We start from the raw sequence: 15,986 nt of genomic DNA, 5'->3' as shown, positions 1-15,986 counted from the left end.
GGGGGCTCGCCGGCGCGGCGTGCGCCGGCGAGCCTTGCGTTGATGCTCAGTCGGTGGTGCGGCGCGCGTAGTTGCGCAGCGCGAACGGCATGAACAGCAGCGTGAGCACGACGGCCCAGATCAGCGTCGACAACTCCGGGTAGCGCAATGGGAGTGCGGCGTCGGCTCCCGCTGCGGGTCCGTTGCCCCAGAGCACGCGCATCGCCTGGATGAGTGACGAGATGGGGTTCCACTCGGCGATGGTCCGCAGCCACGGCTGCATCGCCTCGGTGGGCACGAACGCGTTGGAGACGAACGTCAGCGGGAACAGCACGGAGAACATGAACCCGTTGACCGCTTCGACCGAGCGCAGCCACGAGCCGATCATGACGCCGAACCAGATCATCGCGAATCCGAACACCAGCACCAGCAGGAAGCCGAGGGTTCCCTCCCACACCGATGTGGTGATCCGCCAGCCGATGATCACGCCTGTCAGCGCCATCACGACGATGCCGATCGACGAGTGCAGCAGGCTCGCGATGCTGCGTCCGATCAGCACGGCCGATCGTCGGATGGGCAGCGACCGGAAACGGTCGATGATGCCCTTCTCGATGTCGGCGGTGATGCCGGTGGCGACGATGAACGCGGTGAACACGATCGTCTGACCCATGATGCCGGGCAGCAGGTACTGCTTGTAATTGATCGCCGGGTTGCCCGCGCTGATCGCCGGTCCGAAGACATAGGCGAACAGCACGACGAACATGATCGGCTGAATCGTCACGTCGGAGAGCATCTCCGGCATGCGTCGAGTATGGATCATGTTGCGCTTCACCATGATCCACGCCTGTTGCCAGACGTTCGTCGGGTGGATCGGCGGGCGTTCGACCAGTTGGGATGTCAGCGATGTGGTGCTCATCGGATGTCTCCGCTCGAGGTGGGGGTGGCGTTGTCGGTGGCGTTGTCGGCGTCGGGGTCGTCGTCGGTGGTCTCGGCGCGGTGGCCGGTGAGGGAGAGGAAGACGTCGTCGAGGCTCGGTCGGGCGAGACCGATGTCGTCGACGGTGATTCCCGACTCGTCGAACCAGCCCGCGATGCGGGTGAGGTCGGCGAGGCCGGAGGCCGACGACGTCAGGGTGCGTGCGGTCTCGTCGATGAATACCTCGCCGCCGTTGCGACGCAACAGATCTTGCGCCGCAGGCAGTGACGCGGCGTTGGACACGGTGATGACCACACTTGCCGCGCCTGCGCGTTCCTTGAGTTGCAGCGGTGTGCCCTCGGCGATGACGCGACCCTTGTCGATGACGACGATGTTGTCGGCGAGTTGGTCGGCTTCTTCGAGATACTGCGTGGTGAGCACCAGTGTGGTGCCACCCGCCACCAGGCGTCGGAGAACGTCCCAGAGCTCGGCGCGGCTGCGTGGGTCGAGGCCCGTCGTCGGCTCGTCGAGGAACAGGACCGGGGGCGCGGCGAGCAGGCTGACGGCGAGGTCGAGACGTCGGCGCATGCCGCCGGAGTAGGCGCGGACCTGTTTGTCGGCGGCGTCGGTCAGCGAGAACTGTTCGAGGAGTTCATCGGTGCGTGCTGCCAACGCCTTTCGGGTGATGCCGTACAGGCCGCCGACCATCCGCAGATTCTCGCGGCCGGTGAGGATCTCGTCGACCGTGGCGGCCTGACCGGTGAGCCCCATGTTGCGGCGCACCATCTCGGGGTCGGTGCGGACGTCGAATCCGGCGATGCGGGCGGTGCCGCTCGTCGGAAGCGAGAGTGTCGTCATCATCCGCACGATCGTCGTCTTGCCTGCGCCGTTGGGACCGAGCAGACCGAGAACCGAGCCCGTGGGCACGCTGAAGCTGACGTCGTCGACGGCGGTGAAGTCGTCGAAGCGTTTGACGAGATTGGTGGCCTCGACGGCGAGATCGAGGACGGCGTCGGGGGCGGTGGGGCGCGGGCCTGCGGAGGCTGGGGGTGCTGGCTGGCTCATGGTTCCTCACGGTATCGGGCGAGTCGGACATCGGCGACTGAGTTTTCGGGGCCGGGTGGTGTGAACGGCCTACGGGTGTCGACTCGGGCGGGCACCGAAACTCATCGGTCGATCCTCAAGTGCGTGGATCAATAGCCCACTTCTCCGCTAATGCGGTTAAACTCGCTCAGGTGACGGCGATCAAAGTGCGCGATGCCGCGACGCTACTCGGGGTCAGCGACGACACCATTCGACGCTGGCTGGCCTCCGGTGAGCTCGAGCCGGGCGGAGGCGAGGCTGTCGCGACCGTCGACGGCGTAGGCCTTGCAGAGCTTGCGCGTCGCAGGTCGCGCGTACCCGATGACGACGGCACCGGCGTCCTTCGGTCGGCGCGCAACAGGTTCACCGGTCTCGTGACGGAGCTGATCGTCGACACCGTGATGGCTCAGGTGACTCTGCAGTGCGGGCCGTTCGAGGTCACGTCGTTGATGAGTGCCGAGGCCGCGCGCGAACTCCAACTCGAGCCCGGCGTCGTCGCCACCGCGGTGGTCAAAGCGACGACGGTGATCGTCGAACGTCCCGATCCGAACAAGTGACCCGCGTGCGCGGGAGAGAAGTGAGAACTGCTGTGTCATCTCGTGCTGGGTCGTCTCGTCCTGTACCGGTTCGCCGTCTACTCGCTGTCTGCGCGGCGCTCATCGCCGTGATCGCCGCCGTCGCCGGGTGTTCGTCGGACAGCAATTCGTCGGGCAGTGCTTCTTCGAGTGCGAACGGGCAGAAGGTAACTCTCAACGTGTACGCCGCGGCGTCGTTGAAGAAGACCTTCACCGAGCTGGCCGACGCGTTCGAGAAGGCACATTCCGACGTCGACGTGAAGCTCAACTTCGCGGGGTCGTCGGCGTTGGTCACCCAGATCAACCAGGGCGCTGACGCCGACGTGATCGCCACCGCGGATGAGCGGACGATGCAGAAGCTCGGCGACAAGGCGGTCGACCCGGCGATCTTCGCCACCAATACGTTGGTGATCGCCACGGCGCCGGGAAATCCGAAGCAGATCAACGGATTCGCGAGTCTGAAGAATGCCGACGTGAAGACGGTCGTCTGTGCGCCGGAGGTCCCGTGCGGGGCGGCGACGGTGACGGTCGAGAAGAACACGGGTGTCGAGCTGTCGCCGGTGAGTCAGGAAACGTCGGTGACCTCCGTGCTGACGAAGGTGACCTCCGGTGAGGCCGACGCCGGTCTCGTGTACGTGACGGACGCGAAGTCGGCTGGTGACAAGGTTTCCACCGTCGACGATCCGGCCTTCGCCACGGTGGTCAACAAGTATCCGATCGCAACGGTCAAGGGCACCAAGCATTCCGAGCAGGCGGCACAGTTCAAGGACATGGTGACGGGTCAGACGGGTCAGGAGATCCTGGCTGCCGCAGGCTTCAAGCCCGCGACCTCCTGAGCAAGCCATGCGTCGGATTCCGCTGTGGCTGTATGTCCCCGCCATCCTCGGAATCTGCTTCATCCTGATCGGTCCGCTCGCGATCATCGTACGGATGCCGTGGGGGGACTTCTGGGGCTCCATCACCTCGCAGGCATCTCTCGACGCTCTGCGGCTCGGCGTGCTCACCGCGGTGACAAGCACTCTGATATGCGTGCTCCTCGGTGTGCCGATCGCCTTCGTCTTCGCTCGGTTTCAGGGGGCCGCTGTCCGCGTGCTGCGCGCAATGGTGTTGCTGCCCTTGGTGTTGCCACCGGTGGTCGGTGGTATCGCCCTGCTGTACGCACTCGGCCGCTACGGAATCGTCGGTCAGTATCTGGACCGGGCGGGCATCCAGTTGGCGTTCACCACGGCCGGTGTGGTTGTCGCGCAGACGTTTGTCGCAATGCCGTTCCTTGTCCTGAGCGTCGAGGGCGCGTTGCGGTCGGCCGGAGCAGACTACGAACAGGTCGCAGCGACGCTCGGTGCGAGCCCGACCAGGACTCTGTGGAAAGTCACACTGCCGCTGGTCTTTCCGGCGCTGACAGCAGGTGCGGTACTGGCCTTTGCGCGAGCTCTCGGCGAGTTCGGCGCGACCATCACCTTCGCGGGTAACCTGCCGGGAACCACTCAGACGGCACCACTGAAGATCTACCTCGACTCGATCAACGATCCGATCGAGGCTCTCCCGCTGTCTCTGGTGCTCATGGCTGTCGCGCTGATCGTCGTCGTCGCTGTGCATCTACGACGGACCCCGGCGGTGGGTGCGTGAGCGGCCTGCGGGCGTCGATCCGTTGTGCGACGCCGTTTCTCGAGATCGACCTCGACGTCGCGGATGGGGAGACCTGCGCGATACTCGGACCCAACGGATCGGGTAAGAGCACCACCCTCGCCGTGCTGGCAGGGCTGCGCCGCACCGACGACTCGACGGTCGACTACGACGGCCGCAGTCTGCAGGACGGGAAGAGCTTTGTGCCACCGCATCGCCGGTCGGTGGTGCTGCTCGCTCAGCAACCACGCCTGTTCCCCCACATGAGCGTCGCGCGCAACGTCGCATTCGGGCCGGAGTCCGCGGGTTTGTCGCGGAAAGAGGTTGCGGCCCGTACCGAACGATGGCTCGCCGCGGTCGGTGTCGCCGAGTTCGCCGACCGTTCCCCGAAACAACTGTCGGGTGGACAGTCACAGCGCGTCGCGATCGCACGCGCTCTCGCGACCGAGCCCGACGTACTACTCCTCGACGAGCCCTTCGCTGCGCTCGATGTGGATGTGGCACAACAGATGCGCACGCTGTTGCGGTCGCTGATCACCGAGCGGAAGGGCTGCACGGTGCTCGTCACACACGACCTCGTCGACGCTGTCGCACTCGCCGACGATGTCGTGATCATCGAGCATGGCCGGGTCGTCGGTCGTGGTCCGACACGAGAGGTGTTGCGGCGTCCGGAGACAGCGTTCGCCGCCGCGCTCACGGGTCTCAACATGTTCGTCGGAACCTTTCAGGCGCCCGCAACCGTCATCGGAGTCGACGGCGGCAGCGTAACGGGCGTGTCGGCAGACGCGAGCAGGCCGGGTGTCGGGGCGGTGGCCACCTTCTCACCGCGTGCGGTGGCGCTGTATCTCGATGCGCCGCAGGGAAGTCCGCGCACGGTCTTGAGCGGAACGGTCTCGGAGGTCATGCCCCAGGGCGATCACGCGATCGTGCGCTGCGACGTTGCCGGGCAGGTGATCTCGGCGGAGGTGACATGGGGAGCCGTCGGAGATCTCGCACTCGGTGCCGGCCGCGAGGTCTATCTGGTCATCAAGGCGAATGAGGTGCGCGTCTACGAGGCGACGTCTTCGGCCGAGCCGTCGGATGTGGACTCAGCCCCGGACTCGGCCTCGTCTCCTGACTCGGCCTGATCTCCTGACTTGGCGTCCGATTCGTAATACTTATTGGCGTCCAACACCTTTGCACGTAGGCGTCGGTAGCCGCGGACCGACAGCGGGGAGATCGACCGCACGTAGAAGCGGTCATCATCGGCGAGATCGTCGGCCACCGGCTCGCTGATCAGAGTCGTGCCCGGTCGGGCCGAACCGCACAGGCGTGCCGCGATGTTCACGGGCTCACCGAAGACATCGCCGAGGCGGGAGAGTATCTGCCCGCGCGCAAGTCCCACGCGCAGTGCCGGGATGGGTTTGTCGTCGCTGAGGTGGTGTATCGCAAGCGCTGCCTGTGCGGCGGCCTCCGATGAGGTGAAGGTGAACATCACGCCGTCGCCGAGGGTTTTGACGACGTGGCCGCGGTACCTGGCCACGACGTCGAAGGTGCGGTCCTCGAACGTCTCGAGTAGATGCTCGAGCTCGTCGAGAGGGGTACGTCGAGACAGGCTGGTGTATCCGACGATGTCGGCGAACCCGACGACGAGCTCCATCCGCTCGTCGGATTCGCGGGATTCGTCGCGGGTCATGGACATGTCGAGATGCCTGCGCCAGATCAACTGCTGCATCACGCCCAAGGCATTCGCCATCTGATCGCGGGTCCATGGAACGTCTGGATTGCGTTCGAGTTCGGTCAACTGGTCGGCCTGCCACTCGGCGAGGCGCGACATCGTCTGGCCGATCGCACGTGCGGTGGCGACCTGCGCGATCTCGGGCATGGTGTGTTCAGAGTCGGCAAAGAGTCCGAGTGCCTTCACCTCTTCCGCCGTGAAGATCTTGTCGGGTGTCGACTGTCGCGCGAAACCGAAAGCGTTCCAGATCTTTTCGGCATACTCGGGAGAGAGTCCCAGCTCTTCCACGAGTTCGTCGCGCGTGTATCGCGGCTCGGGAGCGCTCAGTCCCGAACGTTCCTGGTCACTCACGGACGCCCCCCGCCCATGCCGTGCTGCTGTGCATGAGTCAACGGTAGCGGTTCGCCGACCTCATAGTCCCAGGACGCCCTTCATCAGGTAGGCCATCTCGGCGGCGAAGTCGGGGCGGGCGGTGCCGCGGCGCATACGCACGGCGTCGTTGACGATCGACAGCGCGGCGTGCACCGCGACCGCGCGCTGATCGGGCCGAACGTCGGGTTGGATCTGGCCGAGGAGATCGATCCAGCGTCGGACGTAGCGGCGCTGGACGTCGAGTAGCTCGGCCGCGGCCTCCTGCCCGGCGAAGACCGCCGAGCTGTTGAACGCCACGGAGAGGTCGGGCGTGGACGTGATCACGGTGACGTAGGAGTCGACGAGGAGCCCGAGGAGTTTGGCGGGGTCGGCGGTCGTCGACTGCGCGGCCATGACGCCGGTCTCGAGTCGCATGGCGCTGCGCTGGCCGATGCCGAGCAGGATGGCGAGTTTCGACGAAAAGTGTTTGTAGACACTGGGTCCGGTGATTCCAACGGCGGCGCCGATGTCGTCGACTCCCACGTCGGCGTATCCGTGATCGGCGAAGAGCGCGGCCGCGGCGTCGAGGATCTCGTCACGCCGCGACGACGAAAGGCCTGCGATGGTGGGCTCGGCAGGTAGGTCGGGTGCGGTTGCGGGGTGCAGGTCGAGCAGTCGCTCGGTGAGTACGACGAGTTCGGCGCGCGCACGGGCCGCCGACATCCGCGAGTTGTGTACCGCGAGGCTGCCCGCGACGCTCAATGCCGCCCAACCCAGTGAGCGGGCCTCGCGGTCGGACAGGCCGGGACGCTCGCTGACGATCGCAGTCGCCCAGCGTGCCAGGACCTGCTGGGTGCGCAGGACCATCTGCTTGTTCTGGTCCTCCGACAGATAGTTGCTCGTCCACCGCCACAAAGACACCGATTCGGGGTGGTGCACGCCGAGGTCGCAGAGCGCGTTGATCAGTTCACTCAGGGGGCGTTGACCGTCGCCGAGGGTGCGGTCGGTGCATGCCTCGAGGTCGTCGACGCCCGCGAGGACGGCCGCGGACAGCAACGCCTGCTTGTCGTCGAAGTGTCGATAGACCGACGGCGCGGTCACGCCCGAGGCGCGGGCGATGTCGGCAACCGAGACATGCGGGTAGCCACGATCGAGGAACAGTGCCGCGGCGTGGTCGACCAACTGCCGTTTGCGGTCGGCAGGCCGTGAGCGGCGTGGCTTCTGAGTAGACATTGTTAATCGACCTTAGCTCAGATCTGTCCGCTTCCGCGACTAGTTGACCACCTGCTATAGCCAAAGAAGTGATCCCGCGTTAGCCTCGTAGGGTAACCATCGCTGGTTCATGTGAAAGGAACATTCGTGCCTGATCAAGCATTCATCTACGAGGCGATCCGTACGCCGCGTGGCAAGCAGCGCGGTGGCTCGCTGCACAGCATCAAGCCCGTCGACCTCGCGTCCGGCCTCATCAACGAGGTTCTCGCACGTCACGGCAGCCTCGACCCGGCCGACATCAACGACGTCATCCTCGGCGTCGTCTCGCCGGTCGGCGAGCAGGGCGGCGTCATCTCGCGTACCGCAGCTCTCAACAGCGGCCTGCCCGAGACCGTCCCCGGCACCCAGATCGACCGCTTCTGCGCGTCGGGCCTCGAAGCCACCAACCTCGCAGCGGCCAAGGTCGCGTCCGGCTTCGACGACCTCGTGCTCGCCGGCGGCGTCGAGTCGATGTCGCGTGTCCCGATGGGCAGCGACGGCGGCGCACTCTTCATGGACCCGACCACCGCGTACGACAACTACATCGTGCCGCAGGGCATCGGTGCCGACCTCATCGCGACGATCGAGGGATTCAGCCGCGAAGACGTAGACGCCTTCGCAGCAGAGTCGCAGGAGCGGGCCGAAAACGCTTGGAACGGTGGATACTTCGCCAAGTCTGTGGTTCCGGTTCGTGACATCAACGGCGTGATCGTGCTCGATCACGACGAGCATCGTCGTCCGGGTTCCACCGTCGAGTCGCTCGGCAAGCTCAAGCCCGCGTTCGCCGCGCTCGCCGAGATGGCAGGCTTCGACGACGTCGCGCTGCAGAAGTACCACAGCGTCGAGAAGATCGACCACGTTCACACCGGCGGCAACAGCTCCGGCATCGTCGACGGTGCGTCGCTGGTCCTCATCGGTAGCGAAGAGGCAGGCAAGCGCAACGGTCTGACCCCGCGCGGTCGTGTCGTCTCCTTCGCCGAGATCGGTTCCGAGCCCACCATCATGCTCACCGGTCCCACCCCGGCCACCGAGCTGGCGCTGAAGAAGGCCGGACTGACCGTCGACGACATCGACGTCTTCGAGCTGAACGAGGCGTTCGCGGCCGTCGTCTTGAAGTGGATGAAGGACCTGAACATCCCGCACGAGAAGGTCAACCGCAACGGTGGCGCCATCGCCATGGGTCACCCGCTCGGTGCAACCGGCGCGATGATCTTCGGCACCTGCCTCGACGAGCTCGAGCGCACCGGCGGCCGCTACGGCCTGATCACCCTGTGTATCGGCGGCGGCATGGGCGTCGCGACCGTCATCGAGCGTCTCTGACCTACAGAAGGACTTTCAAAAGCAATGAGTGACAACATGATTGGCTGGGAGAAGGACGCCGACGGCATTGTCGTCCTCACCATGGACGACAAGGCGCAGGGCGCCAACACGATGAACGACACGTTCATCGCCTCGATCGCGGCTACCGTCGATCGTCTCGAGGCCGAGAAGGACGACATCACCGGTGTCGTCATCACCTCGGCGAAGAAGACCTTCTTCGCGGGTGGCGACCTCAAGGACATGACCGCGGAGCGGACGCAGTCCAAGGAAGAGATCGCCGCGTCGATCACCGAGCGCACCAACGGCATGAAGACCGTGCTGCGTCGCCTGGAGAAGCTGGGCAAGCCCGTTGTGGCGGCCATCAACGGCGCTGCCCTCGGCGGTGGCCTCGAACTCGCGCTGCACACCCACTACCGCGTCATCGCCGACGTGAAGGGTGCCGTCGTCGGCCTGCCCGAGGTCACCCTCGGCCTGCTGCCCGGTGGCGGCGGCGTCGTGCGTACCGTTCGCCTGCTCGGCATGCAGAACGCGCTGATGGGCGTGCTGCTGCAGGGTCCGCGCTTCAACGCGACCAAGGCCAAGGAGACCGGTCTGGTCGACGAGGTCGTCGGATCGGTCGAGGAGCTCCTGCCCGCCGCGAAGGCGTGGATCAAGGAGAACCCCGAGGCACAGCAGCCGTGGGACAAGAAGGGCTACAAGATCCCCGGTGGTGCACCGACCAACCCGTCGGTCGCAGCCAACCTGCCGGCGTTCCCCGCTCTGCTGCGTAAGCAGATCAAGGGCGCGAACATGCCTGCGCCACGTGCCATCCTGGCCGCTGCCATCGAAGGTGCCTACGTCGACGTCGACACCGCCGACCTCGTCGAGACCCGCTACTTTGTCTCGCTGGTCACCGGCCAGGTCGCGCAGAACATGATCAAGGCGTTCTTCTTCGACCTGCAGACCATCAACAACGGTGGCTCGCGTCCCGAGGGCTACCCGAAGTGGCAGGCCAAGAAGGTCGGCGTGATCGGTGCCGGAATGATGGGCGCCGCAATCGCTTACGTGTCGGCCAAGGCCGGCATCGACGTCGTCCTCAAGGACGTGTCGCTGGAGAACGCGGAGAAGGGCAAGGGCTACGCGGTCAAGCTCGAGGAGAAGGCACTCTCCCGCGGCAAGACCACCCAGGAGAAGAGCGACGCGCTGCTCGGTCGGATTCAGCCGACCGGCGATGCCGCCGACTTCAAGGGCGTCGACCTGGTCATCGAGGCCGCTTTCGAGTCGGTCGAGGTGAAGAACAAGGTGTTCCAGGAGATCGAGGACGTCGTCGAACCCGACGCAGTGCTCGGCTCGAACACCTCGACGCTGCCGATCACCATCCTCGCCGAGGGCGTGAAGCGCTCCGAGGACTTCATCGGAATCCACTTCTTCTCGCCGGTCGACAAGATGCCGCTGGTCGAGATCATCCGCGGTGAGAAGACCTCGGATGCTGTGCTGGCCAAGGTGATCGACTACACGCTGCAGATCCGCAAGACCCCGATCGTCGTTCACGACAGCCGCGGGTTCTTCACCAGCCGCGTCATCGGTACGTTCATCAACGAGGCCATCGCCGCCGTCGGTGAGGGCATCGAGCCTGCGTTCATCGAGCACGCGGGCACCCAGGCCGGCTACCCGGCAGCACCGCTGCAGCTGTCCGACGAGCTCAACCTCGTCCTGATGCAGAAGATCCGCAAGTCCAGCGAGGACGGCGCGAAGGCCGAGGGCAAGGAACTGCCGCAGCACGGCTCCTTCGAGGTCATCGACTACCTGGTCGACGAGGGTCGTCCGGGCAAGAAGGAAGGCGCGGGCTTCTACGAGTACGACGAGAACGGCAAGCGTGTCCGGCTGTGGCCGGGACTGCGCGACCACTTCAAGTCGGGCAGCACCGAGATCCCGTTCGAGGACATGCAGGAGCGCATGCTCTTCGCCGAGGCCCTCGAGACCGTGAAGTGCTTCGACGAGGGAGTCCTCGACTCCGTCGCCGACGCCAACATCGGCTCGATCTTCGGCATCGGCTTCCCCGCGTGGACCGGTGGCGTGATTCAGTACATCAACCAGTACGAGGGTGGACTGCAGGGCTTCGTCGACCGCTCGCGCGACCTGGCCAAGAAGTACGGATCGCACTTCGAGCCGCCTGCCTCGCTCGTCGAGAAGGCCGCCAAGGGCGAGAAGTACTGAGTTCTCTGATCTGGCCGGGTCCCTGATCTGGCTGAGTCTGAAGTAACCCACACGAGGTGGGGGAGGAACTTTCCTCCCCCACCTTTTGTGTTCGCTACCCAGTCGGCGGGATTCAGCGCACGGTCGGCGGGATGGGGCGCACAGTCGGCTGAGGGAAGTGGGCTCCGGCATCCGCCGCAGATGAGCGGCGAGAATTGTCAGACCTCGTCTGTATGTTCGATGTATGTCCTTGGAGAGCTACTCCGACCCGGCCGGCGCGGCCGACGCCACAGGCGTGCCCGTGTCGCAGCCGCCGGTGCTCGCGCGTGTTGTCGAGGACGAATCCCTGTCGAAAACCGATCTGGTCGAGGTGATCGCGCACTGCGCATCGACCATCGCGTCGGCACAGTTCCGTCTGTTGACGGCGATCAGCCTCATCCACGAGGAACACGAAGAAGACTACGGCGCCGAAATCGGCGAACTCACCGACGGCCGAGCCGACTCACCAGAAGCTGTGCGCGAGTTCGCTGCTCGCGGACAGACCGGCGACGACCCCCGCGCACAATACGGCCCAAATGGTTTGGAACGCACCATCTCCGACGTCGGCGCAGTCTTGTCGCTACCGCCGGGTCGGGCACGCGAACTGATCATCGACGCCCACGCCCTGCGCTACCGACTCCCCTACACCTCCTCACTCCTGGCCTGCGGGCGCATCGATCTGCAGCGGTTCCACATCGCTGTCGCCCGCACCAGCCTGTGCGGCCCCGACACCATCGACGAGGTCGACGCCCGCCTCACCGCAGCACTCTCAGCACGTGACCATTTGTCGACAACACGCTTTGCTGCGCTCGTCGATTCGGTTGTCGCCCACGTCGATGCCGACGCCGTCACACGACGTCGTGCCCGCATCGACGCCGACCGCAACATCCAGGTCCGGCCCGATCGGTGGACTCCCGGCCAATCCCGACTGACCGGCACCGTGCCCGCCGCCTCCGGCGCATTGATCGACCAACGCCTCACCCAACTCGCCACCAGCGTCCACGACGCCGACCCCCGCACCCACGCGCAACGTCGCGCCGACGCCCTGACCGCCTTCGCCAACGGCGACACCACCCTCGCCTGCCGATGCGACACCTGCACCACCCCCAACACCGAACCTGCTGACTCAGACTCCGACCCGACGCCAGCACCAATGCCGGTAGGTCCGCGCGCAATGATCCACGTGGTGGCGAATCAGTCCACCCTTGACGGTAAGGACGATCAGCCCGGCTACCTCGACGGTGTCGGAGTCATCGACGCCGACACCGTCCGCGAACTCGCCGCTAACGCAGCATTCGACTACCTCGACACGGGCGTCGGCGTCGGCGCTCTGGACCCGCGCCACCCCGACCACGCCGCGGCCGCCCGCGCCGCCTTGCGCTACGTGCCCAGCAAGAAACTCCTCTCGCTGGTCCGCTCGGGGGAACTGTGCTGCACCTTCCCCGGGTGCACCAACCCGGTGTGGCACGCCGACGTCGACCACAGCACCCCATACGCCCACCACAACCCATCCAGCGGCGGGTTGACCGTGCGCGCAAACCTCAAACCGCTGTGCCGATTTCATCACCGCACCAAAACATTCGGCCGCTGGCGTGACTACCAACTCGACCTGCAGACAGCAATTTTCGTGTCCCCCACCGGGCACACCTTTGTCGGCAACGCCTTCGGCGGACTCGATCTGTTCCCCAAACTCATCCCCGACAAGCCACCAGATCACCCCGCCCGCCGCTCCATCGACACCATCCACGCCCAACGACGCGCCAAAGTCACACGCGCCGAAGAAAAGTGGAACGAAGAAAACCCGCCACCCTACTGACGGGTCTCCCTGGGATCGTCCTGGCTCAGTCGGCGCCGGGCTCGGCGTCGCTGAGCGCCACCACGAACTTGGTGCCGTAGGGCGCATCCTGCACCAGACGCAAGCGCGCCAGTGCGGGGTGGGCGTCGAGCACGCGACCGGCGTTGGCCAACGAACGCAGCGCAGCAGTTTCTGCGCGCGCGGTCTCCAACTTGGCCAGCCCGCGTGCCTTGGCAGTGACCAATTCGGTTGCTGCCGAACGGATCTCGGTGGGCAGGATCACGTCCTTGACCGCCACGTCGAGCACCTCGATGCCCGCAGCGAGGCCAGCACGTGCCGTCGCGGCGATGATCGACCCGGTGTCGACGGTGTCGGCTCGGGTGATCACCTCATCGACGGTCACGGCTGCGCAGACTTCACGCAACGCCACCTGCGCGGCGAGATAGACCGACGCCCACGGATCGCTGGCCCGCTCGGTGAATGCGACCCCGTCGACAACAGACGCGCGGACGGCCATCGTGACGCGCAGCGACACGGAGTCGGAGGTCAGGATGTCCTGCGGAGCGAGGGTCATGACCCGTTCACGCATGTCGACGAACGTGTACATCGCGCCCCTGCGCGTGCGGTACTCGCCGGGCGAAAGTTCCCGGGAGAGTTCGCCATTGCGGTACTCGAGTCCCTTGTACCCGATGGGTACGGAGATCTTGGGGAACCACCGCTTGGCGGGCTTGGTCGCCAGGCGGAGTTCGGTGAAAGCAGACATGATGCGAACCTCCCTTCGTTTGTCGCGCATGTCGTGTGTGCAAGTAGTTGCTAGCTATGTATTCGGTTGTGGCGCAGAATGTTCGGCAGGGTGACACCGCCCGCGGGAGATCGCGTCGATGGGGTCGCCCGCCGACCGACCGGAGTCGGTCGTCGGACGACCGCAGGACCGGCGTCGACCTTGGGTTCCCGGGGGCGGTGTCTGGTGAGGAGTTGAACCTCGGGCTGTAAGAGCCCTGCCGTTTCCGTGAATGGTGCTCGAGAGTCCAACGCGCAGAACATGATCGACGGTACCCCGGAATCGGCTGCTCTCTCGTGCGAGAGGTAACGATGCCAGATCGGGTCGGGCGGGGGCAACGGGTTTTACGGGCCGGGTGGGGCGGGGCGGGGTGGTTTCGACTTCGGTGCTCGCAAGCTCGCGCCGGCTCAACCAGCGGTTGGCGAGCGGGTTGGGCGGGGGCAACGGGTTTTATAGGCGGGGGAGGGGCGCGTCAGCGCGCGAGGAACGCGGTGACCGTCGACTCGAATGCCTCTTTGGCCTCGATCATCACCCAGTGTCCGCAGCGGGGGAAGACGTGCAGCTCGGCGTTGGGGATGAGACGCATTGGGGCGAGGGCCATGTCGGGTGGGCTCACGCGGTCGTCGCGGCCCCAGGTGAGCAGTGTGGGGCAGGAGATCTTGTGCATCATCGCCCAGTAGGGCGGGACGTCGGAGGTTGCGAGGAACTGCTGTTGCATCTCGAACGACGCCGAGCCGTACATCGCGCGGCCGGTGGCGAGTGCTTCGGCATTCATTGCAGCCTCCCACCGCTCGGAGATGAGTTGCTCGGTGACGAGGTCCTTGTCGTAGACCATCGCGCGGAGCCAGCGGACCAGCTTGTCGCGGTCGGGGTCGTCGGCGAACTCTTGGAGTAGTCGCAGTCCCTCACTTGGGCTCGGGCTGAACAGGTTTGGCCCGACGCCGCCGATGGTGACGAGCTTCTCGACGCGGTCTGGTTTGCGGATCGCGAGATTGACTCCGACGACGCCGCCCATCGAGTTGCCGATCATCGGTGCGGTGGCGATCCCGAGCGCATCCATGAACGCGAGCACGGACTTGCCCGCGGTGAGAACGGGCATGCCCTCCCAGGGATCGCTGACACCGAAACCGGGGAACTCCAGAACGAAGCAGTGGTGTGTCTCGGCGAAGACCCCGAGATTGCCGCGATAGTTGCGCCACCCCGTCACTCCGGGGCCGGAGCCGTGAAGCAGGATCAGCGGCGGCGCGTCGGGGTCGCCTGCCTCGTGATAGCGCAGCACGCCGTTGTCGGTGCTCAGTTCGCGTCTGGTCTCGTCGTAGGTGACATCCACACGACCACACTAGAACGTGTTCTAGTTTCTTGTCACGAGTTGGGAAGCTCAGGTACCCAGGGATTCGGCGTCCTCCTCGCCGAAGCGCTCTTCGAGCAGTTCGGGCGAGACGTCGAAGTCGATCTCCTCGACGGGGCGGCCGCGCGCCGATTCAATGGCGCTGAGTCGACGCTGCGCGCGGTCGGCGGCGTAGGAGAGGAACTCGGAGTTGTCGATTCCGAACGGCGGCTCGTCGAACTGCGCGTTGACCCACTCGATCATCCCGAGCGCGAGCGGCATCAGTTCGCCCATCCGAACGCCGACCGCATCCCACAGGCTGTCGTCCGCGGCGACATGGCGACGGCATGTGAAGGTGCCCCACGCCATGTGGCGACGCTCGTCGTCGCCGATGAACTTGATGATCCGTTGCATGCCGGGCAGGATTCCGCGCCTGGTGCAGATCCGCTGCCAGGCGTAGTAACCGGTCAGAGCGAGTGAGCCCTCGATGACGTGGTTGTAGGTGACGCTGGCGCGGATCTGGTTGAGCGGCGACGGATCGTTGTCGAGGCGGTGAAGTGATTCGGGGAGTTCCTCGTAGAAGAGCTGTCGGTAGTAGGGGTTGTCGGCGACGTAGGGGTTCAGGTCGTCGGTGAGGCCGATCGCGTCCATCCAGAGGCGGAATACCTCGGTGTGCTTGGCCTCTTCGAAGCAGAACTGCGACAGGTACATCTCGTCGCCGAACCGTCCCTCCGCGGCCATCGCCTTCATGAACGGCTGGATGTCTTGGGTCACCGCCTCCTCGCCCGCGACGAACTGCGCGACGAGAAACGTTGCGCTGCGCTGTTGTTCGGCGTCGAGCTCGTACCAATCGGCGGCGTCTCGGGACATGTCGATGGCCGTGGGGTCCCAGAACCGAGCGTTGCCCTTCACGAAAAGACGCAGCGGTAGGGATTGCCAGTTGAGGCCGCCGCGACGCAGTGACGCGAAATCCTGACGCGCGATGGATGGGCGGTCGGCGAGCGTCATGGCGCGCCGATCAACGATCGTTCGGAACTCATATGCTGACGTTAGCG

At 65.5% G+C, this 15,986-nt stretch carries 14 protein-coding genes; 7 read left to right on the top strand and 7 right to left on the bottom strand.

Annotated elements, in window-relative coordinates; translation table 11 throughout:
- Positions 1 to 46: 46 nt before the first annotated feature.
- On the bottom strand, positions 47 to 895 hold the full coding sequence (locus RND64_RS21550; protein ID WP_049699416.1) for an ABC transporter permease: 849 nt from the start codon (positions 893 to 895) through the stop codon (positions 47 to 49).
- Positions 892 to 1,959 carry an ATP-binding cassette domain-containing protein gene (locus RND64_RS21545; RefSeq protein ID WP_270486213.1) on the bottom strand — a complete coding sequence of 356 codons (1,068 nt, stop codon included), beginning with the start codon at positions 1,957 to 1,959 and terminating at the stop codon, positions 892 to 894. The genes RND64_RS21550 and RND64_RS21545 overlap by 4 nt, the downstream gene beginning before the upstream one ends.
- Positions 1,960 to 2,129: 170 nt before the next feature.
- Between RND64_RS21545 and RND64_RS21540 the strand changes: the two genes are divergently transcribed.
- From RND64_RS21540 to RND64_RS21525, 4 genes are read left to right on the top strand one after another with little or no spacing between them, the layout of a single operon-like run.
- Positions 2,130 to 2,534 carry a TOBE domain-containing protein gene (locus tag RND64_RS21540; RefSeq protein WP_049700332.1) on the top strand — a complete coding sequence of 135 codons (405 nt, stop codon included), beginning with the start codon at positions 2,130 to 2,132 and terminating at the stop codon, positions 2,532 to 2,534.
- 32 nt (positions 2,535 to 2,566) lie between these two features.
- Positions 2,567 to 3,388 (top strand): molybdate ABC transporter substrate-binding protein, encoded by an 822-nt coding sequence (gene modA, locus RND64_RS21535; RefSeq protein ID WP_049700333.1) that lies wholly within the window; start codon positions 2,567 to 2,569, stop codon positions 3,386 to 3,388.
- A gap of 7 nt (positions 3,389 to 3,395) precedes the next feature.
- Positions 3,396 to 4,178 carry an ABC transporter permease gene (locus tag RND64_RS21530; protein ID WP_049700334.1) on the top strand — a complete coding sequence of 261 codons (783 nt, stop codon included), beginning with the start codon at positions 3,396 to 3,398 and terminating at the stop codon, positions 4,176 to 4,178.
- The gene (locus RND64_RS21525; RefSeq protein ID WP_049700335.1) at positions 4,175 to 5,302 is read left to right on the top strand and encodes a sulfate/molybdate ABC transporter ATP-binding protein; all 1,128 of its coding nucleotides are present in this window, start codon (positions 4,175 to 4,177) and stop codon (positions 5,300 to 5,302) included. Before RND64_RS21530 ends, RND64_RS21525 begins: the two co-directional genes overlap by 4 nt.
- On the opposite strand, the gene RND64_RS21520 is transcribed toward RND64_RS21525, so the two are convergent.
- Positions 5,224 to 6,243 (bottom strand): adenylate/guanylate cyclase domain-containing protein, encoded by a 1,020-nt coding sequence (locus tag RND64_RS21520; protein ID WP_083444446.1) that lies wholly within the window; start codon positions 6,241 to 6,243, stop codon positions 5,224 to 5,226. The genes RND64_RS21525 and RND64_RS21520 overlap by 79 nt on opposite strands.
- Positions 6,244 to 6,303: 60 nt before the next feature.
- Positions 6,304 to 7,476 (bottom strand): TetR/AcrR family transcriptional regulator, encoded by a 1,173-nt coding sequence (locus RND64_RS21515; protein WP_049700336.1) that lies wholly within the window; start codon positions 7,474 to 7,476, stop codon positions 6,304 to 6,306.
- Positions 7,477 to 7,602: 126 nt separating this feature from the next.
- Between RND64_RS21515 and RND64_RS21510 the strand changes: the two genes are divergently transcribed.
- From RND64_RS21510 to RND64_RS21500, 3 genes are all read left to right on the top strand, one after another.
- Positions 7,603 to 8,814, top strand: a complete 1,212-nt coding sequence (locus RND64_RS21510) for an acetyl-CoA C-acetyltransferase (protein ID WP_039856095.1) — start codon at positions 7,603 to 7,605, stop codon at positions 8,812 to 8,814.
- Between the two features lie 24 nt (positions 8,815 to 8,838).
- A complete protein-coding gene (locus RND64_RS21505) occupies positions 8,839 to 11,010 on the top strand; it encodes a 3-hydroxyacyl-CoA dehydrogenase NAD-binding domain-containing protein (protein ID WP_049700337.1) in 2,172 nt (723 codons plus the stop codon).
- 223 nt (positions 11,011 to 11,233) lie between these two features.
- Complete coding sequence (locus tag RND64_RS21500; protein ID WP_331436298.1) at positions 11,234 to 12,844, top strand: HNH endonuclease signature motif containing protein; 1,611 nt, start codon at positions 11,234 to 11,236, stop codon at positions 12,842 to 12,844.
- Positions 12,845 to 12,869: 25 nt separating this feature from the next.
- Here RND64_RS21500 and RND64_RS21495 read toward each other — a convergent pair whose 3' ends face one another.
- The 3 genes from RND64_RS21495 to RND64_RS21485 all read right to left on the bottom strand — a co-directional run bounded on the left by RND64_RS21495 (position 12,870) and on the right by RND64_RS21485 (position 15,939).
- Positions 12,870 to 13,586 (bottom strand): slipin family protein, encoded by a 717-nt coding sequence (locus RND64_RS21495; RefSeq protein ID WP_049700339.1) that lies wholly within the window; start codon positions 13,584 to 13,586, stop codon positions 12,870 to 12,872.
- A gap of 490 nt (positions 13,587 to 14,076) precedes the next feature.
- Positions 14,077 to 14,934, bottom strand: coding sequence for an alpha/beta fold hydrolase (locus RND64_RS21490; protein WP_331436297.1), 858 nt, complete (start codon positions 14,932 to 14,934; stop codon positions 14,077 to 14,079).
- A 48-nt stretch (positions 14,935 to 14,982) separates the two neighbouring features.
- The gene (locus RND64_RS21485) at positions 14,983 to 15,939 is read right to left on the bottom strand and encodes a R2-like ligand-binding oxidase (RefSeq protein ID WP_049700341.1); all 957 of its coding nucleotides are present in this window, start codon (positions 15,937 to 15,939) and stop codon (positions 14,983 to 14,985) included.
- Positions 15,940 to 15,986: the final 47 nt, after the last annotated feature.

Origin of the sequence: Gordonia sp. w5E2 (genome assembly GCF_036540975.1) — a bacterium.
Classification (GTDB): Bacteria; Actinomycetota; Actinomycetes; order Mycobacteriales; family Mycobacteriaceae; genus Gordonia; species Gordonia jacobaea.
Note: the sequence above shows the minus strand (reverse complement) of the source record. Positions and strands in the feature narration are given on the sequence as shown.

What these genes read in the sequence shown, in the direction of transcription:
- RND64_RS21515 (WP_049700336.1), bottom strand. Translation starts at nt 7,476, where the DNA reads ATGTCTACTCAGAAGCCACGCCGCTCACGGCCTGCCGACCGCAAACGG.
- RND64_RS21485 (WP_049700341.1), bottom strand. Translation starts at nt 15,939, where the DNA reads ATGACGCTCGCCGACCGCCCATCCATCGCGCGTCAGGATTTCGCGTCA.
- RND64_RS21550 (WP_049699416.1), bottom strand. Translation starts at nt 895, where the DNA reads ATGAGCACCACATCGCTGACATCCCAACTGGTCGAACGCCCGCCGATC.
- RND64_RS21505 (WP_049700337.1), top strand. Translation starts at nt 8,839, where the DNA reads ATGAGTGACAACATGATTGGCTGGGAGAAGGACGCCGACGGCATTGTC.
- RND64_RS21545 (WP_270486213.1), bottom strand. Translation starts at nt 1,959, where the DNA reads ATGAGCCAGCCAGCACCCCCAGCCTCCGCAGGCCCGCGCCCCACCGCC.
- RND64_RS21495 (WP_049700339.1), bottom strand. Translation starts at nt 13,586, where the DNA reads ATGTCTGCTTTCACCGAACTCCGCCTGGCGACCAAGCCCGCCAAGCGG.
- RND64_RS21530 (WP_049700334.1), top strand. Translation starts at nt 3,396, where the DNA reads ATGCGTCGGATTCCGCTGTGGCTGTATGTCCCCGCCATCCTCGGAATC.
- RND64_RS21500 (WP_331436298.1), top strand. Translation starts at nt 11,234, where the DNA reads ATGTCCTTGGAGAGCTACTCCGACCCGGCCGGCGCGGCCGACGCCACA.